Below are 25763 nucleotides of genomic sequence, written 5' to 3' on the forward strand. Positions count from 1 at the left end.
GCCGACGGCGCGCGTACCACGCGCCCGCCCGACACCCGACGTCCATCTGTGAGCGGGTACCGCCCGGGGCGTCCCGTCTCGCCCACGCTCCTGGGAGCCCCGCTTCGACACGCACCGAGCCTAACCCGCATTCCGGCGTGTCGGGGTGGGCATTCCGTTCGGAAATATCTCCGCCCCGACACCCGCGGCCCGGACACCGGACCGCGCGACGCGCTCAGTAGATGTAGACCACCGCGTTCTCGCCACCCGTGCAGGTGACGAGCTGTCCCGACGCGACGCAGTTCATCGTGTAACTGCGCCCGGTCACCGGGCTCACCGCGACGATCGATCGGGGCGCGCGCGAGGACGTGGCCGCGGCGGATTCGGCGTAGGCCTGCCGAACCGCCTCGGCGAACGGGCAACTCGTCACCTCGCTGCCCGTCGCCGTCTGGGCGAAGGAGCCGGGAACCGCTCGACCCGTCGAACAGGATTTCGCGCCCGCGGGCAGGGCGGTCGACGTGGCGGCGGCCGAGGTGGTCGACGACGCGCTCGGCGCCGCGGCCGCACCGGGGGTGGTGCCGCGGGAGACGGCCGAGGTGGTGATCGACCCCGCCTGGTCGACGATGTCCGCGCTCTTGTCCTTCGACGCGAACATCGTCCAGCCGATGACACCGCCGACGGCCAGCACCACGATGACGACTCCCGCGACCAGCATGGGCAGCACGATCGAACGTCGCCGCTCGGGCTCGTGGTCACCGTTCCCGTAGTAGTCGTCGTATTCGCCGGGCGCGCCGTAGCCGTCGTTGCCGTGGGCATATCCCTGTGCCGCGCCGCCCTGTGCGCCGTAGGCGGATTCGTCCTGACCGGCGTAGCCGTACGCCGCCTGCGGATCGGCCACGTCCCGCGCGTAGAAGCCGCCGGTTCCGTGCGGGTACCCGGGTGAGTCGGGCTGGTAGTCCGAATACGCCTGCGCCGCCGGGTAGGCGTCGGGTTCGGGATACCGGGGATCGTTCGGCGCCTGCTGCCGCGCGCCGTCGTAGTGCTGGGTGGCGGCGACGTGCGGATCGGGATCGTATGCCGCGCCGTACGCCTCGGCCGGGTCGGCGAAGGCATCGTGCGCGGCCGACTGCGCGTAGGCCTGCGGCGCGTCGATTCCGTATTGCCTGGTCTCCTCGGCGGCCTGCGAGAGCACGCCCGGATCGCGGAACTGCTGCGTCGGCGGCGAGTACGGGTCTTCGCCGAAACCGTCGTAGTGCTGGGTCTCCGGTGCGAAAGACCCCTGCCGTGCGGCACTCTCGCCGTACGGCGGGGCACCATGACGGTACTGCTCCGGGTTCCCGCCGTCGTAGCGCCGGGTCTCGGCGGCGAAGCCGCCCGACGACGGAGCCTGATCGCCGTAGGACCGCGCGTCCGAGCCGTATGCCTGGGCCGCGCCGTCGTAACGCTGGGTCTCGGGCGCGGCGAACGAACCGGAACCCGGCGCGGAATCGCCATACGACCGAACCTCGGGACCGTACCCGTCGGATCCCGCGCCGTCGTAACGCTGAGTTTCGGGAGCCGCGAACGAATTCGAACCGGGCGCGGGAACGTCGGGATCGTAGGCGTCGGGAACCGCCCCGTCGTAACGGCGCGTCTCGGGAGCCGCGAACGATCCCGAACTCGGTGCGGATTCGCCGAATGCCGGAGCGGCGGGACCGTACGCGTCGGGAACCGCGCGGTCGTAGCGCTGCGTCTCGGGAGCCGCGAACGAACCCGAAGCCGGCGCGGAACCCCCGTACGCCCGAGTCGCGGGACTGTATTCCTCGGCAGATCCGGGCCCGGCGGGGAACGCTCCGGAAGCGGGGGCGTACGCAGCCGGGGTGGGCACGGCACGCTCGTACTGTTCGGTGGGCGGCGCGAAACCGTCGTCCGGGCTCGGGAATTCCGGCAGACGCTGCTGCGGCATCGCGACGGCGGGTTCGGAGACCGACGGCACCGGCCCGTATCGCTGGGTCTGCGGCGCCGGGTACTGCGCGGGCTCGGGGGTGTACCCCTGCTGACCCTGCTCGTACAGATGCGCGTCCGGGAACGGACGGATCGGCACCGGGGGTTCGTTGGCCTGTGCGGCGACCGGCGGTGCCGTGTTCTTCGGTTGACGCGACGGCAGCGGTTCGAATTGGAGTTCGGTGGGCACCGCGGTCGCGGCGGTCGGGATGATCGAGAATTCGCCGGTGGGCTCCGGCGGCACCAGCGAACTCAGCGGGGCGGGTTCGGACTGCTGCCCGAAACGGGCCGGGTCGGGGGTGCGGACCACGAAGGTCGGCGCGACCGGAATGGGTCCCGTCAGCGCCGCGCGCGCGGCCTGCGCCAGCGCGACCGCCGTCGGATACCGCTCGCCCGGATCCTTGGCCATACCGCGCGCGATCACCGCGTCCAGCGCGGGTGGCAGTCCGGCGCGCACGGTGCTCGGACGCGGCGGCGGTTCGGTCATATGCGCCCTGATCAGCACATTCATACTCGCCGACGCGAACGGGGATGCCCCGGTGAGGCATTCGTGCAGCACGCAGGTGAGCGAATAGATATCGGCGCTGCCGCTCACGTTGCCGACGTCGAAACGTTCCGGCGCCATGTAGATGTAGGAGCCGACGGCCATGCCGACCTGGGTGACCGAGCTGTCGCCCTCGCTGTGCGCGAGGCCGAAATCGGCGAGATAGGCGAAATCCGATTCGCCGACGAGGATATTGGCGGGTTTGACATCGCGGTGCACGAGCCCGGCGGCATGCGCGGCGTCCAGCGCCGACGCGATCTGATCGATGATGCCGAGTGCGCGTTCGGGACTCATCGGGCCCTGGCCGCGCAGGATTTCGCGCAGGTCGACGCCGGAGACCAGTCGCATATCGATGAACAGGACTCCGTCGATCACGCCCCAGTCGTGGATCGGGATGATGTGCGGTTCGTCCAGCCGTGCCGCCGCCTGTGATTCACGGCGGAAACGCACCTGATAGACGGGGTCCTTGGCGTATTCTTCGGGCAGTAGTTTGACCGCTACCACTCGATCCTTCACGGTGTCGTAGGCCTCGTAGACCTCGCCCATTCCGCCTCGGCCGAGCAGCGAGCGCAACTCGTACGGCCCGAACCTGCTGCCGTCCCTCCACCCAGGTCCGTCCACCCCGTGAAACCTCCGCTTCCCGGGCGACGCCGGGTACCCGGTCGTCCTGCCCGTCAAAGACTGGATTCTCCTGGTGCGACCACCCCGTGGTCAAACGCAAAGACGATCGCCGCGGCCCTGTCCCGCAGGTCGAGTTTGCCGAATATGTGTCCTACGTGGCTTTTCACGGTGACTTCGGAGATGCCGAGACCTTTGGCGATCTCCGAATTGCTGCGCCCGCGCCCGATCAGTTCGAGCACTTCGTATTCGCGGGCGGTCAGTTCACCGAGCCGGTCGCCGTCGCGCGCGGAGACCGGGCGCACCGTCCGATAGGCCGAGAGCACTCGCCCGGTGACCGACGGGTCGAGCCAGGCGCCGCCCGCCGCGACCGTGCGGACCGCGCGGATCAGATCCTCGGCGGGTGAATCCTTGAGGATGAATCCGGCGGCGCCCGCGCGCAGCGCACCCGAGAGCAACTGGTCGTCGTCGAAGGTGGTGAGCACGAGTACCGGCGGCGCGTCCTGACCGGTGCGCAGCGTCCTGGTGGCGTCGATGCCGCCGACCCGCTTCATCCGCAGATCCATCAGCACCACGTCGGGGCGCGCGCTCGCTACCGCGCCTGGTACCTGATCGCCGTCACTGCATTCGGTGACCAGGAATCCGTCTCTGCGGCGCAGGATGCGGCGCAGACCACCGCGAACCAATTCCTGATCGTCGACGACGAGCACGGCGACGGTGTCCACACCGTTGGTCGAGGACACAGTCGTCACTTGTTCGCCCTCTCCAGGATCACAGTCATCTGTTCTCCTCCGTCATGGTCCCCGATCACATGTTCTCCCCCGGCGCGGCCACGGCCGCGTTGTTCGTCGTATCCCGATCCGACAGCGGGCACGAGAGCCAGCCACGCGACGCGGTGAGCGGGAATTCGGCGCGCACCGACCAGCCGCCGCCCTCCGGTCCCGCGACGATCCGCCCGCCGAGCAGTTCCGCGCGCTGACGCATACCGGACAAACCCATCCCGCCGCCGGCGTCGCGCGGTGCACCGGACGGCACGGAATTGTCGACGACGAGTCGCACCGAGGTGGAATCCACCGTCAGCCGGACTCGTGCGCTGCCGCCGGGCGCGTGTTTCACCACGTTGGCCAGCGATTCCTGTCCGATGCGATAGAGCGCGAGGCCGACGGCGGCGGAAACCGCTTCGAGGTCGCCTTCCTCGGTCCTGCGCACATCGAGCCCGGCGCGCACGAAATCACCGACGAGATCCTCGATATCGCCTATGCCCGGTTCGGGCGCCGATCGGGACGGGCCCGCGTCGAGCAGCCCGATGGTGCGGCGGATATCGGCCATCGCCTGCCTGCCGAGACGTTCGGCGTCGATCAGCGCATCGACGGCGTCGTCGACATCGCGGTCGGTCTGCAACGCGTGCCTGGCCGCGGTCAGATGCAGCAGGGTGATGCTCAGCGAATGCGCGATCACGTCGTGCACCTCGCGCGCGATCCGCCTGCGTTCCTCGCCCGCCGCCTGCGCCGCGCGGATCGCCTGCCCCTCACGCTCCTGGTACAGGAATTTGCGCTGGTACTGCAACATCACGCCGACCAGCCAGCCCAGCGCGATGCCGACGGTGTACATGGGCAGGCCGTGCAATCGCTCGCCGTCGACACTCCACAGCAGATCCCCCGCCGCGTCGAAGGCGGCCAGTTCCAGCGCCCCGACGACGGCGAACAGGGCGCTCCACCGTTTGGGTGCGATCGCCGCGACCTCACCGACCACGACGACGAGGACGAAGGGCGCGAAATCGACCGACACCGGCTGCGCCAGGAATACCGCGGTCGAGCCGAGCCCGGTCACGGCGAGCATGACCGGGGTCGGGGCGATGCCGAAGAAGCAGAACAGCGGCACCGTGGCGAACGCGAGCATCATCGCGACCAGTGGCAATACCGTGGGGAAATACTCGTGGCGCTGGATCGTCGCCGCCACGCCGACCACGGCGAGCGCGGCGTCGGCGCTGATCATCAGCGACGGCGGGTAGTCGAACGGCAGTTGTTCCAGATTGGCGCGCAGGGTCGCGACCGGATTACGCGAGAAGGCCACGAATCGGTCGCGCACACTCCCACGCTGCCCGGCGGGTACCGCCGCACGGGCGCCCGCGGTGGCGGGAATGGCGTGGGTCACATCCATACGCCCAGGTTAGTCGTAGCGTCCGGGCGCACGCATCGTCCCGCGAGTGGGCCCCGCCTCCTACCCGGGTAGGAGGCGGATTCGGGTCCCTGGCACGACGACCCGGCCCCGGTCCGGCCGTAGCGTTGAGACATCCCCACCAGGCCCCGAGAAACGACCGGGGCACCGCGGACGTCACACGGAAGGTCCGACGCCATGTCCTGGGAAGATCACCACCGCCGTTCCGACATCGTGCACACCGTCCTCGAGCGCGCCACGCTCGACCCGCACGACCCCGACCTGTTCTCCGGCATCCCGGATCTGGATCGCCTGTTCGGCGGACCCAGCGGTTTGCTGCTCACCCTGCGGCACCGCTGGAACAATCACCTGGCGGCGAAACTGGATCAGGCGCTCGCGCAGGGACAGTCAGATGCCGAGGCCTATCTCGAACTCCGCGGTGAACAACCGGCACTGCACGCGCTGCTCGACGCCCAGTATGGTCACCGCGACTCGACCGCCGCGGCGATGGCCCGCTGACCAACGAAAGAGAAACGGGGGACCGACGATGCCGGAACCGGCCATGCTGGAACTGTCCGATATCACCAAGCGTTACCGGGTCGGCGGGCAGACGGTCGTCGCGCTCGACGGAATCGGCCTACGGATCGAATCCGGTGAATTCACCTCGATCATCGGACCTTCGGGTTCCGGGAAGAGCACGCTGCTGCACCTGCTCGGCGCGCTCGACAGTCCGGACGCGGGGTCGATCCGCTTCCGGGGCGAGGAGATCGGCGCGCTCGATGAGGAGCGCCAGTCCGAATTCCGCAGGCATCGCGTCGGTTTCGTCTTCCAGTTCTTCAATCTGCTGCCGACGCTGTCGGCCTGGGAGAACGTCGCGGTGCCGAAACTGCTGGACGGCACCGGATTACGCAAGGCCAAACCGCGCGCACTGGAACTGCTGGACCGGGTCGGGCTCGGCGACCGGGCCGAACACCGACCGGCCGAACTGTCCGGCGGACAGATGCAGCGGGTCGCGGTGGCGCGCGCGCTGATCATGGATCCGCCGCTGATCCTCGCCGACGAACCCACCGGCAACCTCGACTCCACCACCGGCGCTTCGATTCTCCGACTGCTCGGCGAGATCGCCGCCAACGGCAATTCGGTGGTCATGGTGACCCACGACATGGGCGCGGTGGAGTACTGCGATCGCGTGATCACCCTGCGCGACGGCAAGATCGGGTCCAACGACAAGGTCGACCGGACAGCCGGATCGGGTGCCGACGCGGTGCGCGCATGATCGGGGCCGCATGGGACCGACTGCGGCTGTTCAATATTCGTGAACTGTTCGCGCACCGCGGACGTTCGGCCATGTCGCTGGCCGTCATGGGTATCTCGGCCGCGCTGCTCGTCGCGGTGCTCAGCATCTCCGGTTCGGTCACCGGATCGGTGGACCGGCTCACCAAGGCGCTGGGCGGTAAGGCCGAACTGGAGATCACCGGCATCACCGACGCGGGTTTCGACCAGTCGCTACTGCCTGCCGTCGCGGCCACCCCCGGCGTCGACAAGGCGGTGCCCATGTTGCGCGCGCAACTCGGCAGCGGCGCCGACCGGGCGCTGCTGATCGGCGCGGACGCGAATATGGGCGCGCTCGGCACCGAACTCGCCGGTCCGATGTCCGCGCAGATCGGCAAGTTGTTCGCGGTGCCGAACGGGGTGCTGGTGGGCGCGGCGATGGGAAGGGCCGAAGGCGAGAGTTTCCCGCTCGGTTCCGGAACCGTCACGGCGGCGGGCGTTCTCGACGAGGACACCTCGGCCGAACTCAACGGCGGTCATATCGTCGCCGCCCCGCTCGGGCTGGCGCAGAAGCTCACCGACCGGGTCGGCCGCCTCGATTCGGTACAGATCGTCGCCGTCGACGGCACCGATATCGGTGCGCTGCGCGCCCGACTGACCGAGGTGGTCGGTGGCCGCGCGGTGGTGGCGGATCCGAGTCTGCGCACCGTCCAAGCGGGCGGCGCGATCCAGATCGTGCGGTATTCGACGCTGATGTCGTCGGCCGCGGCGTTGATCGTCTCGGCGTTCCTGATCTACAACGCCATGAGTATGGCGATCGCCCAGCGCAGACCGATGCTGTCGCTGCTGCGCGCCATCGGAGGTAAACGCGCGCCGATGGTGCGCGATCTGCTCGTCGAGGCGGCGCTGCTCGGGCTCCTCGGCGGTGCGATCGGCGCGCTGATCGGCGTTTTCATGGGCCGAGTCGCGATCGGACGACTGCCCGCCGCCATCATGCAATCGGTCGAGGCGCGCACCGAGTACCTGGTGCCCGGCTACGCGATTCCGGTCGCGGTGGCCGCCTGCGTGGTAGCAAGTGTGTCCGCCGCCGGCATCGCCGCCAGGCAGGTCTACAAGGTCGAGCCGATCGAGGCGCTGGTGCCGGTCGGTGTCGGCACTTCCGACGTGACGCGGCCGGTGCTTCGTCGGATCGCGATCGTCGTCGGCATCGCGGCGACCGTCGCGGCTGTCGCCATCGCCGAAACCGATCTGGGCCGGGTGTCGCTGGCCTCGATCTCCCTGTCGTTCAGCGCGGCGGTGGTGCTCTGCTTCGCGGCCACCGGGCCGATCGTGCGGGCCGCCGCCGCCATATCCCGCCTGTTCGGCGCACCGGGCGCGCTCGGCGCGACCACCTTGGAGCGGGCCCCGCGGCGCGTGTGGGCGACGGCCATGACCGTCATGATCGGGGTCGCCGCCACCGTCGCCATGGGCGGGGCGTCACGCAATATGGTCGATTCGGCCACCGTCACGTTCGAGGAACTGGCGAAAACCGATATCTTCGTCAGTCCGAGTGCCATGGAACAGTTCCCGACCGGGCCTCTGCTGCCGACCGGGCTCGATGCGAAGATCGCGGCGCTGCCCGGGATCGCCGAGGTGAGTCCGGCGCAGATGGCCTTCGCCACCCTGGGCAGCGGACGGGTCATGTTGCAGGGCCTGCCCGCCGAAAGCGGTGATATCCGGGTCGCCGCGGTCGACCGTTCGCTACTTCCGCGCATGGCGGCGGGCGAGGGGGTGGTCGTGTCGCGGGATGTGGCGCGGTCGCTGGATCTGGAACCGGGGTCGGCGGTGACGCTGCCGACGCCGACCGGAGCGCACACCGTCGAAGTGCTCCAGGTGATTCCGTACTTCAGCGCGGTCGCGGGTGTGGTCATCATGGATCTGGACCAGCTGCGGCAGTGGTACCAGCGGCCCGGGGAGACGATCCTGTCCATCGACCTCGAACCGGGGGCGGATCCCGACGCCGTGATCGCCGATATCCGGTCGATCGCCCCGCCGCAGATGCACGTCGACACCGGTCGGGACGCCGTCACCGCCATCTCCTCCAGCGTGCGCCAGGGCTCGGCGATGAGCACGGCCATCCTGTGGATCGTGGTGCTCGTCGCGACCGTCGCCCTGCTGAACACGCTCATGCTCTCGGTGCTGGAGCGCCGCCGCGAACTGGGGGTGCTGCGCGCCATGGGCACCGGGCGTAAATTCCTGCTGCGGTCGGTGCTGGCGGAGGCCGCCGGTATCGGAATCGTCGGCGCGGCACTGGGTCTGGCCGTCGGGGCGGCGGTTCAATACCTGGCGACCGTCGCGATCGGGCACGCCATGACCATCGATATCGTCTACGCCCCTGGACCGCTGATCCTGATCTACGGGCTGGCTGCGCTCGGCCTCGCCCTGCTCGGATCCATCCCGCCCGCGTTGCGCGCCGCCCGCATGCCGATCGTGGAGGCGTTGGCGGCGGACTGAACGGCGTTCGCCTCCGCACATCCACCAGCACTCGGTGCGTCGCACCGGACGTGGTGGCCGCCGAGGCGGAGGTGAGTACGTGGCGGCGTGAGGAAGAAGGGGGCCGCCGTTCGCTGTGGGCCGCTCCGCGGAATACACCGGCGATCTGCTGGACATCGCTGCGTTCACAAAGGGGCGGCGGACCACCATTCGGCGATATCCACGTCGGCGGAGGGTTGCAGGGATTGCGGACTCTTCGAGGTGCCCCTGTGGCTGATGTAGAGCAGGTACTCGGCGCGGGCCGGATCGTCCTCGAAGCTGATCACCATCTTCGCGGTGTAGAAGTACGGCTGCAACGGGCCGGGTGGGTCGGACACGATCCACCCGTGACGGGTGTGGCGCGAGCCGTTCTTCAGACCGGGGGTTTCGGTGTGCGACGGCAGGGCCGCGACCGTCGCGCGCGCCGCCGCCGGGGACCGATAGCCGAGAATCGTGTAGCTCATATAGCTCTGGTCGTCGATCACGCGGTCGCACTGCCACGCGATGGTCCACGAACTCGACCGCATCGGCTCGTCTCTCGGCACGAACCCGTCGTCGGGCTCGTAGGCCGTGCATTCGGCGTCCTGGTACCCCTCCCCCGCATCGACGCCACCCGGGGGCAGCAGCCGGGGGAATGCCCGCGTACTTGCCGTCAGCGGATCCGCCGCCCCCGAAGGCGTCACCGCACGCGGACCCGATGTCGCGGGCGACGCCGCGGTATCGGACGACTCCTCACCACCCATCACCACCGCGATCAACGCCACCGCCGCGATCACGACAGCCACGACGGCCACCGCGAGCACCCCGATCAGCGCACCCGTCACCCGCGATCTCCCCTGAACCCCACCATCGTGCGCGGGCGGATACCCGACGGGCGGGCCCCCCTGATATCCCGGCCCGCGCGCACCACCCCGCGTCCCCGCGAACACCCCGCCCGCCCTGAACCTCGAACCCCCCTGTCCCCCTCTGGGATCCGAGCCGGGGCCGGTCGATTCGGGATTCGACGGACCGACACCGGGCCCCGTCGATTCCGGGTTCGGGGAACCACCAGGAGCCGCCGCCCAGGAACGCGGCGAACCCACGCCGCGACCCGTCGATTCGGGATTCGACGGCCCCACACCGGGACCCGACACCTCCGGATCCGAAGAACCACCGAAGGGAGCAACCGCCCCGGAAACCGAGGGACTCGCGCCCGAACCGGTCGACTCGGGTTTCGATGGAGCGGCAGCGGAACTCGTCTGCTCGGGGTTCGAACGACCGGCATCGGAGCCGGGACCATCCTCGACGCCCGGATGCCCCGCCCGCGTGCCCCGATTCGATTCTCCGGCCGACGCCGCACCATCCTCGGCGAGATCGACATCGGTTCGATCGGGTTCGGGAGACCGGGCATCATCGACTCGCCGCGTCGACCGATCATCGCCGGAGCCGGTCTCTCCGGATTCGAGCGCGGAAGACGGTGCATCGACAGACTCTCCCGACACCGGATCGAGTGCCCCACCCGAATTGCCTGGTCCCGGAACCCCCACGGGCTGTCCCGATATCGGATCCGAAGGGCCACCGGGACGGGCAGAACCTGCCGCCCTCACGGGGGGTCCGGCTCCTGGATCCAGTGGTTCACCGGGATGGCCGGGATCCCCGGCCCGCACCGGATGTCCTGACGGATCCACAGATCCACCCGGATAGCCGGACCCCGGAACCCCCACGGGCTGTCCCGATGCCGGATCGACGGACCCACCCGAATGGCCCGAACCCGGCACACCGGCGGGTTGCCCCTGCGGCGCGGCGGGTGCCGGATTATTTTGTGCGACAGGGTAATCGGGTGCCACGTTCTGCGGCGGGACCGGATACGCCGAGGCGGGGACTTGCGGTGGCGCCTGATATGGGGGAGCCGGATTCTGCGGGGCCACGGGTTGCGGCGCCACGGGCGGCGACGCGGGATGCGGAGCACCCGCGTACGGCCCCCCGGGCTGCGAGGAAACCGGGTACCCAGGGCCAACAGCTGGCGGAAACTGTTGCGCGGGTGCGGGATACGCACCGGGATGCGATGGCGGCACCACCGGATTCCCGCGCACGACAGCGCCGGGTGGCGGGGTCGGCAGCCGGGGCCCGGACGTGGTGGTGAGGGCGTGTTTGGCGGCGGCGGCGAATTCGGCGCAGGTGTTGTACCGATATTCGGGGCGCTTGGCCATGCCCGCGGCGAGGACCGCGTCCAGTGCGGGGTTCAGGCCGCGGCGGCGCACGGCCAGTGGGGGGAGGGCGAGTTGGAGGTGTCCGTGGATGATGTCGGCGGGGTTGTCGGCGTCGAAGGGGCCGACGCCGGCGAGCAGCCAGTACAGCGCGCAGGCCAGCGCGTACTGGTCGGTGCGCGGGTCGAGGTGGCCACCGGTCATCTGTTCGGGCGAGGCGTAGGCGAGCGTGGCGGTGAACATGCCGGTCTGGGTGAGGTGGGTCGAATCCTCACGCAGCCGGGCGATACCGAAATCGGTCAGGAAGACCCGTTCCCCCTGTCCCGCGCTGGAGCGGGCCAGCATGATGTTGGCCGGTTTCACGTCGCGGTGCAGCACCCCCATGCCGTGCGCGTAGTCCAGCGCGTCGGCGACGCCCTCGATGATCTGCACGGCGCGTTCCGGCGGCAGGGTCATCGGATTCACCGTCGCCGCGTCGACGCCGTCGATGTACTGCATGGCGATCCACAGTTGACCGTTCTCCGAACCACGGTCGTACACGGTGACGATGCTGGGATGCTCCAGTTGCGCCGCCAGGTCGGCTTCGCGTTCGAACCTGGCGCGCACCTCGTTATCGGTGTAGAGGTTCGGATTCAGCAGTTTCAGCGCGGTCTGGCGGGAGAACCGCGGATGGCGTGCCAGGTACACCGATCCCATGCCGCCCTGCCCGAGCAGTCGCTCGACGGTGTATCCGGCGAACACTTCACCGCTGTCGATCAACGCCGCCCCCTTCCGTGAACCAGCACAGAGAAGCGTAGCGAGTGCGCGACCGCTCTTCGCCGCGTACGAGATCCGGAGCCGAGCCCACCTTCCGAGCCTACCCGTCGGCCGCGTGGCCTCGGGATTTCGAAATCTTCGCGATTATCGGGAAAACTAGGAGAGGGACGTCGTCGACGCGTTCGCGATTCGCGATTCGCACGAGGATGTTCCCGCCGTCCGGCATTCTTGCGGGTCGGCGAGATGAGGAGTGTTTCACCGCCGATGGCTCCGCGATGCGCTGGTGGTGGGGAGGACGCGGTGGTGAAGACGGCTCGAAACTTTCATGTCCCTCGATCGGTACTGCGCGGTACCGCTGTATTGGTGATGCTCACGCTGGCGTCCTGCGCGCTGTTCCCACAGCACAACGACGCCTCCGGCGCACCGGCGGTGACCCTGAGTTCCGGTGGGACATGGCGTTCGGGTTGGTCGGTCGCCAGGCCGGGATCGCTCGCCGCCGATTTCACCCAGTTGCAGCCGATGCTGGCCGGGCAGGTCGGCGTGGCGATCATGCCGGTCGGCGGTGGCCGGATGACGGTCTTCGGCGACTGGACGACCGGAATCGCCTGGTCGACGATCAAGGTCCCGCTCGCCATCGCCGCGTTACGCCACGATCCCGAGGGCGCGCGCGGCGACGCGGAGGCGGCGATCACCTATTCCGACAACGGCGCGGCCGAGGCGCTGTGGCAGTCACTCGGCGACGGCTTGGAAGCGGCGCAGGCGGTGCAGGACGTGCTCGACGAAGCGGGCGATCGCACCACCGGACTGGCCGGTCCGCGCACCACCCTGGACTACACCTCGTTCGGTTCGACCGAATGGACGCTGACCGAGCAGGCGCGTTTCGCCTCCAAACTGCCGTGCCTGTCGCAGACCGGCGAGGTGACCAGACTGATGGGCGAGATCACACCCGAACAGGGCTGGGGGCTCGGCACCATCGACGGCGCCGAATTCAAGGGCGGCTGGGGTCCCGACGACGAGACCGGGGTGTACACCGTCCGCCAGTTCGGCCTGATTCCCACTCCTTCCGGGCAGGTCGCCGTCGCCGTCGCCGCGCAGGCCGAATCGGGCACCTACGACGACGCCACCCAACTGCTGGACCGGCTGGCCCATCTGCTCGACCGGCATCGCGAGGAATTGCGCGGCGGCGACTGTTCGCGCTGAGCGCCGATCAGCCGGGGGTCACCAGCCCCGATTCATAGGCCAACACGACGGCCTGGGCTCGGTCGCGCAGACCGAGTTTCGAGAAGACCTTGGACACATGGGTTTTCACGGTCTGTTCGGCGACGAAGAGACTTTCCGCGATCTCGATGTTGGACATGCCACGCGCGATCAGTTCCAGTACTTCGCGTTCGCGCGGGGTCAGCGAGGCGAGCGCGGGCGTCGGTTTGGCCCGGGTCGCGGTGCGGCGACGGGTGACGTCGGCGATCAGCCTGCGGGTGACGGTCGGCGCGAGCAGCGCCTGCCCGTCGGCGACGACCCGGACCGCGCGCACCAATTCCTCGGCGGGCGCGTCCTTCAGCAGGAATCCGCTGGCGCCGATGCTCAGCGCCTCGTACACGTAGTCGTCGATGTCGAAAGTCGTGAGCATGAGGACGCGCACCGGCGGATCGAAGCCGGCGGCCAGGATGGCTCGGGCGGCGTCGAGGCCGTTCATCTCCGGCATCCTGACATCCATCAGCACCACGTCGGGGCGTAGCCGCTTGGCCTCGGCCACCGCGATCTTCCCGTCCGCCGCGTCGCCCACCACGCTGATATCCGATTGGGCGGCGAGCAGGGCGCCGAATCCCTGGCGCACCATCGCCTGGTCGTCGGCGATCAAAACCGTAATAGCCACGCGCCCAGCGTAAGGCCCGCTGTACGACACCGCGTTCCGCCGTCGCCGTGACCGTCCCCGACCTCCTAGGCGGACCGGACGGCGGGCATTTCGTCCGCGGCGCGCACCGGGCCGAGGGTGCCGGGACCGAGCGGCAGCCGGGCCTCGACCACGAAACCGCCGTCCGTGTTCGGGCCCGCGATCACCTCGCCGCCGACGGCGAGGGCGCGGGCCCGCATGCCCGCGATCCCGTGACCTCCGTTGCCGACCGGACGCGCCGAGTCGGTGCCCGCGGCATTGGTGACCCGCAACGTCAGGTCGAGATCGCGGACGATCAGCACCCGGACCGGCGCGCCGAGCGCGTGGCGCGAGGCGTTCGACAGCGATTCCTGCACGATCCGATACAGCGCGAGACCGGTCGTCTCGCCGATCGTCTCCAGGTCGCCGTTCACGGTCCACTCGATCGAGACGCCCGCGCGCCGCGCGCCCTCGAACAGGCCGACCACATCGGCGGCCTTGGGCTGCGGCGCGGTTTCCGGCAGCTGACCATCGCTGCGCAGCACGCCGAGCATGCCCCTGATCTCGTTCAACGCCTCGCGGGCCGTCGCGCCGATGGAGTCGAATTCCGCGCGCGCGGCCGGGGTGACGCCTTCGACACGGTAGGGCGCCGTCTGCGCTTGCACCACGACCAGCGACATGTGGTGGGCGATCACATCGTGCAGGTCACGGGCGATCCGGGCCTTCTCCTCCAGAATCGCGCGACGGGCGCGTTCGAGTTCGGTCTCCTCCTCCTGGCGCAGCAACTGCACGCGAGAGGAGACCAGCCAGCGGACCAGCAGCGCGAACAGCACCACCGCCGACAGGGCGATCGGCCAACCCCACGCCGCGCTCACCCCCTCGCCGGAGGTGGTGGTCGCGAACAGCAGCGAGGTGGCGAACCAGGCGATCGCGACGATCTGCATGGACGCGCGCAGACCCACCGCGAACAGCAACGCGATCAGCGACAGGATCTGCACCACCTGGAACGGCAGGTCGCTGCCTGGCTGATGCGGTATCGCCAACGCGATCACCAGCGCGGATCCGGCCGAGATGGCCCAGCCCAGTGCCGGGTTGACCCGCACGAGCAGGATCGGGAACACCGCCAACGCGGCGATGAACGGCTGCACCGCCACCGGAACCACGTGGGTGACGTGCAGTGTCGGCCACGCGACCGAATACAGCACGAGTGCCGTGACCACGGTGCACACATCGATCCACATCCGTGCGCTCATCACCCTGAACCAGGCACGGCTTCGCTGTTCCATGACTACGACAGTAGAAACCCGGCCCGATCGCGCGCCTCATACCCGTGGGTGAATTCACTCCCCGTACCCCGGGGTGAGACGACAGGGCCGCTCCCCCGGTGGCGGGCGCGACGAACCGGACCGCGGCGGGACGCCCGCGGGTGCGCGCGATTCCTAGCGTCGACGACCATGAGCACCTCGAGCACCGCACGACGGGTGAACCCCGGATCCGACCGGGTCCACACCCGCGCTGCCGCCACCCCCAGCGCCGTCGTGCGGCGCTGCGCGGCGGTGACGGCCGTCGCGCTGACGGCGATCACCGCGACGGTCACCCTGGCCCCGGTGACCGGAGCCGTCACCGTCGACCGGCCGCCCGCCGTCGAGAACACCTCGGCCACACGGGCCGTGGCCGCGATCACCGGCTCCGGAACCGGCGCGTTCGCCCTGCCCGACGATTTCACCTCGGTATTCGGGTACCGGCCGAGCACGATCGACGGTCTGTTGGTGAATCCCGGCGGCGACTGCTCCTCACCGGTCCCGCTGCCCGCCGAATTCGATATCGCCTGCAAGGCGCACGATCTCGGCTACGACCTGCTGCGCTACGCGGACCTGCGCGGCGAACCGCTCGGCCCGTGGGCTCGCCAGGCGATCGACGCCACGCTCGACCTGCGGATGCGGCAGGCGTGCGCCGACCGCACCGGCACGGTCGGACGGGCGCGGTGCCGCACCATGGCCGATATCGCCGACGTCGCGGTGGACCTGAACTCACGCCGTCAGCACTACGGCGCACCGGTGGTCGAATCGCTGTTCGCGGGTTCGGGGGTGAGCGGGTGGCTGGTCGGGATCGTCGGGCTGGGAGTCACGGGTACGGCGGTTCTGCTGCGGTTCCTGCTCGACGCGATGCGTCACCGGATCGCCACCGGCGCGCCGACGCGGTTCGGTGCGGTGGGAGCGTCGGCATGAATCGAGCGACGAAATCCGCTGCCGACGAGGGGATCGCACGCCGGTCGGATCGAGCGGGAGCACCCGCTACCGTTTCGACGTCGAACGGTGGCTCCCGCGTCGACGCGCACCGCGCGCACGCCGACGTGCGGCACAGGCGGTCGCGGGCGCGGATCGGACGCGGCGGTCGGCTCCCGCGACCACGAGTCGGCACCACGCTCGCGGCCGGTGCGGGCGTACTCGCGTCGCTGTCCCCCGGGCTGCTCCCCCGCACGTCCGGCGCGCAGGCGATTCTCACCGGACTACTCGTCGCCATGGCGCTCGGCGTGACGGGAGTCGTCCGCTTCGTGTTGCGCCGCAAGGGTTTCGACACCGATGTCCAGTTCGCCGCCTACCGGGGACCGCTGCTCGTGCTCACCGTCGTGCTGATCGTCGCCGCGGTCGCACAGGCGGGCCACTGGCAGAACGGTCTGCGGGCCGCGATGGGTACCCCGCCCATCGGCCCCGGGTACTGGGTGCGCTGCGGCGTGGGCGCCGCGCTGATCGCCGGGCTCGGCCTCGGACTCGCACGAAGTGTCGGTCGAGTACTGCGTCGACTCGGTGCGGCGCGCGGCGTCGCGGTCACGGTCGCGGCGGCGGTCCTCGGCGGTGCGATCGTCGCGCCGACGGTGGCCGAATGGCGCTACGGCGTCTACGCGGCGGCCAATGCCACGGTCGATCCCACGGTGACGCCGCCGGTGGCGTCCGGCAGATCGGGCACCGCCGCGTCCGCCGTGAGTTGGACCTCGCTGGGCAGCCAGGGGCGCAGATTCGTCGCGGACGGACCCGACGGACCGATCCGCGTCTACGTGGGACTCGAGTCGGCGCCGGATCTCGACGCCAGGGTGGCGCTCGCGCTCGCGGAACTGGAACGATCCGGCGGTTTCCGCCGCGGCAATATCGTGGTCACCGTCCCCACGGGCTCGGGATGGATCGACGCCGACGCGGCAGCCGGATTCACCGAACGTTTCGGTGACGACGTCGCACTGGTCGGCTTGCAGTACTCGTTCGCGCCGAGCTGGGCGACGTTCGTCTTCGGCCGAGAGGAGGCCATCGCCTCGGCCCGCGCGCTGTTCACCGCGATCGAGCGGCGTCTCGCGGGCAGCGCCCGCCCGCCGCGACTGTTCGTCTACGGGCAGAGTCTCGGGGCGCTGGGCGGCAGTGCGCTGTTCACCGACGACGCCGATCAGGACCGTCGGACCTGCGCCGCGTTGTGGGCCGGTCCGCCCGCGGGCGATGTGCACCACGGCCGGGCGACGATCCTGGCCAACAGTTCGGACCCGGTGGTGCACTGGTCGCCCTCGCTGCTCTGGCGCGCCCCCGACCTCGACGACGTCCGGGTCGACGCACCGATTCCGGCCTGGCTGCCGGTGCTGAGTTTCGTCCAGACCACCGCCGACCTGCTGTCGGCTCTCGACGCGCCCACCGGCCACGGCCACCGCTACGGCACCGACCAGGGCACGAGTATGGGCGACTGCTGAGGAGCGACTGCTGAGGAGCAACAACTGTGGAGATATAACTGCTATCGAACCTTGCCCCCGAGTAGAACTTGTTCTAATTTTCTCCCATGGGCTTTGTCATCGACGCCGCGGTCTACATCGACGCTCCCGCCGACCTGGTGTGGCAGGTGATCACCGATCTCCCGCGCTACGGCGAGTGGAATCCGTTCGTGAAACGGTGCGAGAGCACTCTCGAACCGGGAGCGCCGATCGATATGCTCGTCACCGTCATCGGCTCGTCGCCGCGTAAGCAGCGCGAATGGATCCGCACCAATATCCCCGGTCGCGAACTGAGCTACTCGATGAAACCGGTACCGCCGGGCGCCCTGCGCAGCCTGCGCTCGCACACCGTCACCCCGGCCGGAGAGCACCGCACCCGCTACGAATCGCATTTCGAACTCGACGGCTGGCTGCATCCCGTCGTCGCCGCGGTCCTCGGCCGGAATCTGCGCAACGGTTTCGAGGGGATGACGGCCGGGATCCAACTCAGGGCCGAATCCCTGCGCACCGGCTGAGACCCCCACGGAGCCGACCCATCGGACCCGGTGCCGTTTGACACCGACCCGACCGGGCACACGCACGAATGTGGGAGCGACGCATTCGAGGAAAACGACCCTGCCCGCCGTCTTCGCGTTCGCCGTCGCGGCAGCGGCACTCGGCGCAGGCCCGGCGGCGGCGCGGGACGAACCCCCGGCCGTCGGCGGCGGCTCCGGCATAGTCATCGACCAGCGGGCCACCTGCACGCTGACGACCGTGGGCTACGACGCCGCGGGCCGGTTGGTCGGGCTGACCGCCGGGCATTGCGGTGAACCGGGGGCCTCGGTGTCGGCGGAGGCGGCTCCGGATCAGGGCGTGGTCGGCAGATTCGTCCGGACGAATCACGAATTGGACTATGCCGTCATCGCGTTCGATCCGGATCGGATCAGTCCGGTGAACCGGGTCGGCACGCTGTCCATCGCCGATATCGGCGCACCGGCGCAATTCCCGAACGTGGTGTGCAAAAAAGGCAGGACCACCGGCAGCACCTGCGGGGTCACCTGGGGTGATCTCGCCGGACCGGAGAGCAGGACCTGGACTCAGCTCTGCGTCCTCGAAGGGGATTCGGGTGCGCCGATCGTCGTCGGCCGCACCCTCGTCGGAATGGTCAACGCCTATTACGGCGTGGGCTGTTTCGGGCCGGAAATGGGCACCGACATTCATGCCGTCGTCGCCGATCTGAATGCCGGATCCGAGGTCGGAGCCGGATTTCGACCGATCTGACCGCAGGTCGGCGACCGGTGCGAAAGGGACGTGGAGCACACGATTCGATGACATGTGACGGGGTAATCAACCGACAAGATATCGACCGATTCTTCCAGAGGTTCCAGGCCGGGCAGTCGCCCGATATTCGGGGCCGTCGGGTAATAGGTGGTGAAGTACACATGCAATCGGCTTCGGAAACTCTGTCCGACACGACCACCGTCCGAATCCAGGTACCGGCACGGCGTGAACAACTCGCTTTGATGCGGGCGCTCGCGGACGCGGTGACCGTCGACGCCGAATTCCGCCCCGAGGACATCGCCGATATCCGGCTCGTCCTCAACGAGGTGGCGACGGCACTCGTCGTCGACGCGGTGCCCGGATCGATGATCGACTGCCGCTTCACCTACGACAAGAACCGCATGTCGGTCGAGGTCGACTCCGCGGCCTGGGCGAACAGCGGAGTGACACAGCGCGATTTCGCGTGGCGCATCGTCCGCACACTCACCCATGACGCCACCGCCAGCCAGGAGCCGTTCGACATCACCGTCTCCGGATATCCGACCCACGTGGAATTCGATTGGCGGCGAGGCGCACCGACGACGAACGAGAGCAACGACAGTGGTGATCAGGACTGAGGCCGAGCGCGGGTTCGCGCACCGTCGCGGCGGTGCGACGCCCACATCGGCGAGATGGGAGGATACGGTGACAGAGGCAACACTGGCACGATACCCACGTAACGGACACCCCATGACCGTCACCGAAACCGACGCGACCCGCGAATTCTCGCACCCGGCTCTGTTCTACGACGGCGACGACGAATACCTGGCGGTCCTGGTTCCCTTCATTCGCGAAGGCCTCGCCCTCGGTGAGCCGGTCGCCGTCGCGGTACCCGACGCCAACCTCCGGCTGTTGCGCGCGGCGCTGGGAGATTCGGCGGCAGAGGTGACGTGGATCGATATGGAACAGGCGGGTCGCAACCCCGGCCGGATCATCGCCACGGTGCTGCGTGTGTTCGCCGACGAACACCCCGACACACACGTCCGCATCATCGGCGAGCCCATCTGGGCGGGACGGACCGAACTCGAGTATCCCGCCTGCGCCCAGCACGAGGCCCTGATCAATCCCGCGTTCGCCGGACGTGACGTGACGATCGTCTGTCCCTACGATCTCGCCGCGCTCGGCGCCGAGGTCATCGCCGACGCCCATGCCACCCACCCCACGCTGTGGCAGGGCGATCGCCGCACCGCGAGCCCGGATTACGACCCGGACACCGTGATCGAGCGCCACAACCGGCCGATCCCGACACCCGAGGGCGCGGCGGAACTCACCGTCGCGGAATTCTCCGATATGGGCACCGCGCGCCGGTGGGCCGCCGAACACGGCAAACGCCTCGGATTCGACGACGCGCGACTGGGCGATCTGGAATTGATCGTCACCGAGTTGGCCACCAACAGCCTGTGCCACGGTAAAGGGCCGTCGACGGTCCGGCTCTGGACCGACGGCGACCACCTCGTCTGTGAAGTGCACGACTTCGGACGTTTCGACGACGCGCTCGCCGGGCGCAGACCCCCGCGCGCCGGGGTGATCGGCGGCCGGGGTCTGCTGCTCGTGCACCGGCTCTGCGAGCTGGTGCGCACCCACGCGGCCCCGGACGGCACCACCCAGTACGCGATGATGGCGCTCACCCCGGCCCAGCGGTCAGTCGCGCATCGCCTGCTCGCGCAGTGAACTCAGGGTCTTGGTGAGAATCCGCGAGACCTGCATCTGCGAACAACCCAGTCGCTCGGCGATCTCGATCTGCGTCAGCGAATCGAAGAAGCGCCAGACCAGCACCTGCCGCTGCCGTTCGGGAAGCGCTGCGATGAGCGGGCGGACGGCCAGATAGTCTTCGACCGAATCGTAGTTCGTGTCGTCGGCCCCCAGCGTGTCGAGCACCGAGGCGGGGGTGTTGTCGGAATCGCCGCCCTCGGGGGTGGGGTCGATCGGTGTGCTCTGGTAGGCGTTCCTGGCGATCAGCGCCTGGGTGACCTCGGTCAGCTCCGCGCCGATCTCCTCGGCGATCTCCCGCGCCCGTGGCATCCGACCCAGTTCGTGGGTCAGTTTCTCGGTCGCCGGTCCGATGGTCTGCTGGATCTCCTTGAGTCTGCGCGGTACCCGCACGGCCCAGGTGTGATCGCGGAAATGCCGCCTGACCTCGCCCATGATGGTCGGCACGGCGAAGGAGAGGAACGAGGCACCGTAGGAAGGATCGAATCGGTCGACCGCCTGGACCATACCGACGCGGGCGATCTGCAAGAGGTCGTCGTAATTCTCGCCGCGGCCGGAGAACCGGCGGGCGATATTGGCCGCCAGCGGAAGACAGCGCTCGATGATGTCCTGACGCGACGCGGCACGGGCCGGATCGTCGGGATCGAACTCCGCGAGCCGGGCGAACATCGGTTCCAGGTTGTCGTAACTCTCGGTACCCGAATGACTCCGACGCTGCTCCGGTCTCGAACGCGGTTCGGCGCTATCGGCCATCGGTGCCGCCGCGCGCCCACTCGAAATCCACGGTCACGGGGTAGCCGCTGCGGGCCGCGTCGAACTCGGTCTGCGTCGCGTTCACCGAACGGGTCAGCGTGCGCACGATATGCCAGCCGAAACTGTCCTGACTGGGCGGAGTCTGCGATGCCGAGACCGAATGCACCCGTACCCGCATGGCCGCGGCGTCGTGGTAGGTGAACCGACAGTCGATGGTCGAATCGGGTACCGCGTCGAGAATGAGTCCGGTGGCGATCTCGTCCAGCGCCAACCGGATGTCGGTGACCTCGTCCACGGCGAAATCCGCCATGAAGGCCACGGTTTCGACGAGTGCCCGCAGCATGGCCAGTTGTTCGAGCTGCGCGGGCACTCGGACCTCGATCGTGGTCGAGCTGTCCGTGGTCCACTCTGCCATTGCTACCGCCTCATCGAGATGTAGAGCCTCCGGGGCGGCCAGAATAACTCTGTCTCGCCGGGGAACAGAACCAGGGGCATACGGTGGCCCGGAGTCGGGTAAGTTGACCACGAAGGCTCATCCTCTGCGCCGCATTCGGATTCGGCAGAGGTTCGATCGGCAGCGGAGGTAGTGCAGTGAACGCGACCGTGGGCGCACCGGACGTGCGCATTGGTTCCGGCACGCGCGACGCGCGGGTGACGGCCCGATGAGCGCCGAGGGTAAACACCTGCTCCTGGAGGTGGAACGCACCTCCGTCGGCTCGACGGCGGTGCTCACGGTGAGCGGTGAAGTCGACGTGGCCTCCGCGCCGCAGTTGCAGTCGGCCATCGACGAAGCGCTGCGCGAGCAGCCTCCGGTGCTGGTCGTCGACCTGTCCGGGGTCGGATTCTTCGGATCCGCCGGACTGAGCGTGCTGCTGGTCGCCACCGAGGCCGCGCCCTCGGGCGGGCTCAGGGTGGTGGCATCGGATCAGGTGCGCAGGCCGATCGAAGTGACCGGTCTGGACAAACTGCTCGCCGTCTTCGACACCCTGGATCGCGCCGTCGAGGCGAACTGAGCGCGGCTCCGGCCGCCGCGCGCCGATCACTTTCGCTGCGGCAGCCGGACCACTTGGACGAAGAAGTCATCGATCTGCTTGATGGCCGCGATGAACTGATCCAGATCGACCGGTTTGGTCACGTAGGCGTTGGCGTGCAGTTTGTAGCTGCGCAGGATGTCCTCCTCGGCCGAGGACGTCGTCAGCACCACGACCGGGATATGCGCGAGATCCGGGTCTGATTTGACCTTCTCCAGTACCTGCCTGCCATCGTATTTCGGCAGGTTGAGATCGAGCAGGATCAGATCGGGACGCGGCGCTTCCGCGTGCGGGCCCTGGCGGTAGAGGAATTCGAGCGCCTCCTCGCCGTCGTGCGCGACATGCAGGGTGTTGCCGATCCGGTTGTCCTCGAACGCCTCCCTCGTCATCAATTCGTCGCCCGGATCGTCTTCGACGAGCAGGATGTCGATGGGTCTGGCTTCGATGGTCACGTAGTGAACTCCTTCTCGGGTGACGGTGTCGGCTCGGCGAGGGTGAAAACGAATCGGGTGCCGCCGGAATAGTCGGTGTCGAGCCTGATACGTCCGCCGTGATACTCGACGATCTTCTTGCTCAGTGCCAATCCGATTCCCGTCCCACTGTATTCGTCGCGACTGTGCAGGCGCTGAAAGATGACGAACACCTTGTCGGCGAACTCCGGTGAGATACCTATCCCGTTGTCGGCCACCGTGAACTGACGCACACCGTCGGGGTCGGTCTCGTGCTCGATACGTACGACCGGCGCGCGGTCGGGACTGCGGAATTTGATCGCGTTGCCGACCAGGTTCTGCCAGAGCATGACCAGCAGCGTCGGATCGCCGGTGATCTCGGGCAGGGTCTCGGGCCGGACGATGGTGGCCTCGGTGTCCTCGATCGCCGCGGCGAGATTGTCGACGGCCTTGCCGAGCGCGTGGTCGAGCGCGACGGGTTCGGTGCGGTCGTTGATCCGGCCGACGCGGGAGAACGTGAGCAGGTCGTTGATCAGCACCTGCATCCGTTTGGCGCCGTCGACCGCGTAGTCGATGTACTGTCTGGCCCGGTCGTCGAGTTGATCGCCGTAGCGTTTCTCCAGCAACTGGCAGAACGAGGCCACCTTGCGCAGCGGCTCCTGGAGGTCGTGGGAGGCCACGTACGCGAACTGTTCGAGTTCGGCGTTGGACCGGCGCAGTTCGACCGTCTGCGAGTCCAGATCGGCCGCCTGCCGCTCCAACTGCGCCTCTTGGACCCGCGACGAGGCCAGTTCCGCGACGATCCGACGACGCATACTCTCGACCGCCTCGGCGACCGTCGCGAGATCCGACGGCCCGCGCGCGGTGATGCGGTGGTCGAAATCACCACCGGCGACAAGCAGCGAGGCCTTCTCCAGTTCGGAGAGGGGCCGGGCCACCAATCGTCGGATCAGCACGGTCAGCACGACGCTGGTCAGCAGGAAGGCCACGATCATGCCGGTGAGCACGACGTCGCGGACCGCGCGCGCGTGCCGGAGTTCGTCGCGATCACGGTCCGCGACGGCGGCCAGGCCCTCGTTCTGCGCGGTGAACCGCAGCCGTAGTTCGTCGAACAAGGTCTTACCGCGCGCCACGACCGCCGTCTGGACCGTCGGGCGCGAGCCGGACGGTGTGACACCGGCGGCGAGCGGTTCGGCATAGGTGTCGCGCCACAGTGCGGCGGCGCTTTCCACCGCGTCGAGATCGGCGAGCAGCGCGGGACGGCCCGCCAGCAGTTCGCGCAGACGCGCCGTCGACCGCGCCTGCTGCGCTCGGCCTTCCAGATACGGCGTGAAGAACTGGGGGTCGGCGGTGATGGCGTAACCGCGAATTCCGGTTTCCTGGTTGACCAGGGCCGTCTGGAGACGGTAGGCCTCGGTCGCGGCGGGCTGGACGTAGTCGAGCAGGCGGTCGGCGACCCGATTGGTCTGCGCGATGAGCGCGGCGCCCGCGACGGTGGACACGAGTACCAGCAGTGCCATCAGTCCGAGAACCAGCTGGAACCAGGTCTGTACCGTCAGCCTGCCCGCGAGCCCGCGTCTCGGCGAACTCGCGATCATCGACCGCCGCTCCCGGTTCCCTGCTCGGCACTCCACCGTAGGTACAGAACGGCCACGTCGTCGGCGAGTCCACCGTGTCCGGCGGCGAGCGCTTCGGCCTGTTCGATCAGCGCGTCGACGAAATCCTCCGGCGCCGGGCCGCTCAGGCCGCGCGCCAGGTTCAGCAGTCCCTCCTCGCCGAGACGTGCGGAACCGGGGCCGATATGCCCTTCGAACAGACCGTCGGTGAACAGCATCAGCCCGGCCTCGACCGGAACCAGCAATTCCTGTTCCGGCCAGTTCGCCTGTCCGGGAAGGAATCCGAGTGCGGGCCCGCCCGGCACCTCGATCATGTCGACCTCGGCGCCCCGGCACAGGAACATGCCGTGATGGCCCGCGCGCAACACCCGCGCGGTGCGCGCGCCCGGATCGAGTACGAGTGTCGTCACGGTGGCGAAGGTGCGCCGCCCGGTGCGTTCGGCGAGCAGCACCTCTTCGAGCAGACCCAGCTGCCTCGGACCGGTGATCCCGCTCAGAACCAGTGTGCGCCATGCCAATCGGAGCGCGACACCGATCGCCGCCTCGTCGGGTCCGTGCCCGGCGATATCGCCGATCAACGCGTGCACGGTGCCGTCGGCGAGCTGGACCACGTCGTAGAAATCACCGCCGAGCAGGGCCTTGACCCGGCCCGGGCGGTAGCGGGCCACCACGTCGATCACCCGCTCACCGCGTAACAGCGGTTTCGGGAGCAGCCCGCGCTCGAGTCGCGCGTTCTCCTCGGCCCGCAGCTGACTCAGGCGCAGTGCGGCGGCGGCGAGTTCGGTCTGCTTACGCTGGATCGCGTAACGGATTGCGCGTCCGAACAATTCGGGTTCGACCCTGCCCTTGACCAGATAGTCCTGCGCACCGGCGGCGACGGCGGCCAGACCGGTCTGCTCCTGATCCAGACCGGTCAGCACGACCACGGGAACCTGGTCGGTGTAGTCGTGGATGCTCGCGAGCGCGTCGAGACCGTGGGCGTCGGGCAGGTTCAGATCGAGCAGGACGCAGTCGGGCAGGCCTTCGGCGAGCCGTTCGCCGGCTTGGGCGATCGAATTCGCCCACACCAGCCGGACCCCGGGAGCGCCGTCGGCGATCAGTTCCTCGACCAGGAGCGCGTCGGCGGCGTCGTCCTCGACCAGGAGCACCAGCGGCTCGGGCTTGTGCCACACTCCGGCACCGATGGGGTCCAGTGTGGTCTCCGATCCGGAGAGGTCGACCGTGACACGGCCCATTCCCTCTTTACGCCCGGAAAGCATCGCACGATCTCCTTCTCGTCCAGCG

General features: G+C 68.8%; 22 protein-coding genes. 11 read left to right on the forward strand and 11 right to left on the reverse strand.

Features of this window, described 5'->3' with window-relative positions:
* Positions 1-214: 214 nt before the first annotated feature.
* The 3 genes from DAT37_RS46515 to DAT37_RS29175 form a co-directional block, all read right to left on the reverse strand.
* Positions 215-3127 (reverse strand): serine/threonine protein kinase, encoded by a 2913-nt coding sequence (locus DAT37_RS46515; RefSeq protein WP_408637452.1) that lies wholly within the window; start codon positions 3125-3127, stop codon positions 215-217.
* A gap of 53 nt (positions 3128-3180) precedes the next feature.
* The gene (locus DAT37_RS29170; RefSeq protein WP_109528543.1) at positions 3181-3834 is read right to left on the reverse strand and encodes a response regulator; all 654 of its coding nucleotides are present in this window, start codon (positions 3832-3834) and stop codon (positions 3181-3183) included.
* A 97-nt stretch (positions 3835-3931) separates the two neighbouring features.
* Positions 3932-5284 (reverse strand): sensor histidine kinase, encoded by a 1353-nt coding sequence (locus tag DAT37_RS29175; RefSeq protein WP_109528095.1) that lies wholly within the window; start codon positions 5282-5284, stop codon positions 3932-3934.
* Positions 5285-5479: 195 nt separating this feature from the next.
* On the opposite strand from DAT37_RS29175, the gene DAT37_RS29180 reads away from it, so the two are divergent.
* The 3 genes from DAT37_RS29180 to DAT37_RS29190 are packed head-to-tail and all read left to right on the forward strand — an operon-like array spanning position 5480 to position 9046.
* On the forward strand, positions 5480-5800 hold the full coding sequence (locus tag DAT37_RS29180; RefSeq protein ID WP_109528096.1) for a hypothetical protein: 321 nt from the start codon (positions 5480-5482) through the stop codon (positions 5798-5800).
* Between the two features lie 28 nt (positions 5801-5828).
* The gene (locus DAT37_RS29185; RefSeq protein ID WP_109528097.1) at positions 5829-6557 is read left to right on the forward strand and encodes an ABC transporter ATP-binding protein; all 729 of its coding nucleotides are present in this window, start codon (positions 5829-5831) and stop codon (positions 6555-6557) included.
* Positions 6554-9046 (forward strand): ABC transporter permease, encoded by a 2493-nt coding sequence (locus DAT37_RS29190; RefSeq protein WP_109528098.1) that lies wholly within the window; start codon positions 6554-6556, stop codon positions 9044-9046. The genes DAT37_RS29185 and DAT37_RS29190 overlap by 4 nt, the downstream gene beginning before the upstream one ends.
* Positions 9047-9210: 164 nt before the next feature.
* On the opposite strand, the gene DAT37_RS46275 is transcribed toward DAT37_RS29190, so the two are convergent.
* Positions 9211-12009 (reverse strand): serine/threonine protein kinase, encoded by a 2799-nt coding sequence (locus DAT37_RS46275; RefSeq protein ID WP_109528099.1) that lies wholly within the window; start codon positions 12007-12009, stop codon positions 9211-9213.
* A 300-nt stretch (positions 12010-12309) separates the two neighbouring features.
* Here DAT37_RS46275 and DAT37_RS29200 point away from each other — a divergent pair, with 300 nt between their 5' ends.
* Positions 12310-13206, forward strand: a complete 897-nt coding sequence (locus DAT37_RS29200) for a serine hydrolase (protein WP_232840065.1) — start codon at positions 12310-12312, stop codon at positions 13204-13206.
* Between the two features lie 7 nt (positions 13207-13213).
* Here DAT37_RS29200 and DAT37_RS29205 read toward each other — a convergent pair whose 3' ends face one another.
* Together DAT37_RS29205 and DAT37_RS29210 are read right to left on the reverse strand one after the other, a co-directional pair.
* Positions 13214-13879 carry a response regulator gene (locus DAT37_RS29205; protein ID WP_109528101.1) on the reverse strand — a complete coding sequence of 222 codons (666 nt, stop codon included), beginning with the start codon at positions 13877-13879 and terminating at the stop codon, positions 13214-13216.
* A 65-nt stretch (positions 13880-13944) separates the two neighbouring features.
* The gene (locus DAT37_RS29210) at positions 13945-15162 is read right to left on the reverse strand and encodes a sensor histidine kinase (protein WP_232840066.1); all 1218 of its coding nucleotides are present in this window, start codon (positions 15160-15162) and stop codon (positions 13945-13947) included.
* A 168-nt stretch (positions 15163-15330) separates the two neighbouring features.
* Here DAT37_RS29210 and DAT37_RS29215 point away from each other — a divergent pair, with 168 nt between their 5' ends.
* The 6 genes from DAT37_RS29215 (at position 15331) to DAT37_RS29240 (ending at position 20591) form a co-directional block, all read left to right on the forward strand.
* A complete protein-coding gene (locus DAT37_RS29215) occupies positions 15331-16104 on the forward strand; it encodes a hypothetical protein (RefSeq protein WP_109528102.1) in 774 nt (257 codons plus the stop codon).
* On the forward strand, positions 16101-17603 hold the full coding sequence (locus tag DAT37_RS29220) for an alpha/beta-hydrolase family protein (protein ID WP_109528103.1): 1503 nt from the start codon (positions 16101-16103) through the stop codon (positions 17601-17603). The genes DAT37_RS29215 and DAT37_RS29220 overlap by 4 nt, the downstream gene beginning before the upstream one ends.
* Positions 17604-17689: 86 nt before the next feature.
* A complete protein-coding gene (locus DAT37_RS29225) occupies positions 17690-18136 on the forward strand; it encodes an SRPBCC domain-containing protein (RefSeq protein ID WP_109528104.1) in 447 nt (148 codons plus the stop codon).
* A gap of 70 nt (positions 18137-18206) precedes the next feature.
* Positions 18207-18881: a chymotrypsin family serine protease gene (locus DAT37_RS29230; RefSeq protein WP_109528105.1), complete on the forward strand. Its 675-nt coding sequence runs from the start codon at positions 18207-18209 to the stop codon at positions 18879-18881.
* Positions 18882-19042: 161 nt separating this feature from the next.
* The gene (locus DAT37_RS29235) at positions 19043-19498 is read left to right on the forward strand and encodes an ATP-binding protein (RefSeq protein WP_232840067.1); all 456 of its coding nucleotides are present in this window, start codon (positions 19043-19045) and stop codon (positions 19496-19498) included.
* Between the two features lie 112 nt (positions 19499-19610).
* Positions 19611-20591 (forward strand): sensor histidine kinase, encoded by a 981-nt coding sequence (locus tag DAT37_RS29240; protein ID WP_109528106.1) that lies wholly within the window; start codon positions 19611-19613, stop codon positions 20589-20591.
* Here the strand turns inward: DAT37_RS29240 and DAT37_RS29245 are convergent.
* Together DAT37_RS29245 and DAT37_RS29250 are read right to left on the reverse strand one after the other, a co-directional pair.
* On the reverse strand, positions 20562-21383 hold the full coding sequence (locus tag DAT37_RS29245; protein ID WP_109528107.1) for an RNA polymerase sigma factor SigF: 822 nt from the start codon (positions 21381-21383) through the stop codon (positions 20562-20564). The two genes, DAT37_RS29240 and DAT37_RS29245, sit on opposite strands and share 30 nt — an antisense overlap.
* Positions 21373-21798: an ATP-binding protein gene (locus tag DAT37_RS29250; protein ID WP_109528108.1), complete on the reverse strand. Its 426-nt coding sequence runs from the start codon at positions 21796-21798 to the stop codon at positions 21373-21375. Before DAT37_RS29250 ends, DAT37_RS29245 begins: the two co-directional genes overlap by 11 nt.
* 247 nt (positions 21799-22045) lie before the next feature.
* On the opposite strand from DAT37_RS29250, the gene DAT37_RS29255 reads away from it, so the two are divergent.
* Entirely contained in the window at positions 22046-22396 is a 351-nt protein-coding gene (locus tag DAT37_RS29255) for an STAS domain-containing protein (protein ID WP_109528109.1), read from the forward strand.
* Between the two features lie 26 nt (positions 22397-22422).
* Here the strand turns inward: DAT37_RS29255 and DAT37_RS29260 are convergent, their stop codons facing one another.
* Genes DAT37_RS29260 through DAT37_RS29270 form a run of 3 tightly spaced genes read right to left on the reverse strand, consistent with a single transcriptional unit; the run spans position 22423 to position 25738 of the window.
* Positions 22423-22866, reverse strand: a complete 444-nt coding sequence (locus tag DAT37_RS29260) for a response regulator (RefSeq protein ID WP_109528110.1) — start codon at positions 22864-22866, stop codon at positions 22423-22425.
* Positions 22863-24461 (reverse strand): sensor histidine kinase, encoded by a 1599-nt coding sequence (locus DAT37_RS29265; RefSeq protein WP_109528111.1) that lies wholly within the window; start codon positions 24459-24461, stop codon positions 22863-22865. The genes DAT37_RS29260 and DAT37_RS29265 overlap by 4 nt, the downstream gene beginning before the upstream one ends.
* The gene (locus tag DAT37_RS29270) at positions 24458-25738 is read right to left on the reverse strand and encodes a PP2C family protein-serine/threonine phosphatase (protein WP_232840068.1); all 1281 of its coding nucleotides are present in this window, start codon (positions 25736-25738) and stop codon (positions 24458-24460) included. The genes DAT37_RS29265 and DAT37_RS29270 overlap by 4 nt, the downstream gene beginning before the upstream one ends.
* Between the last annotated feature and the right edge of the window lie 25 nt (positions 25739-25763).

Origin of the sequence: Nocardia aurea (assembly GCF_003123685.1) — a bacterium.
In the GTDB taxonomy this organism is placed as follows: Bacteria; Actinomycetota; Actinomycetes; order Mycobacteriales; family Mycobacteriaceae; genus Nocardia; species Nocardia aurea.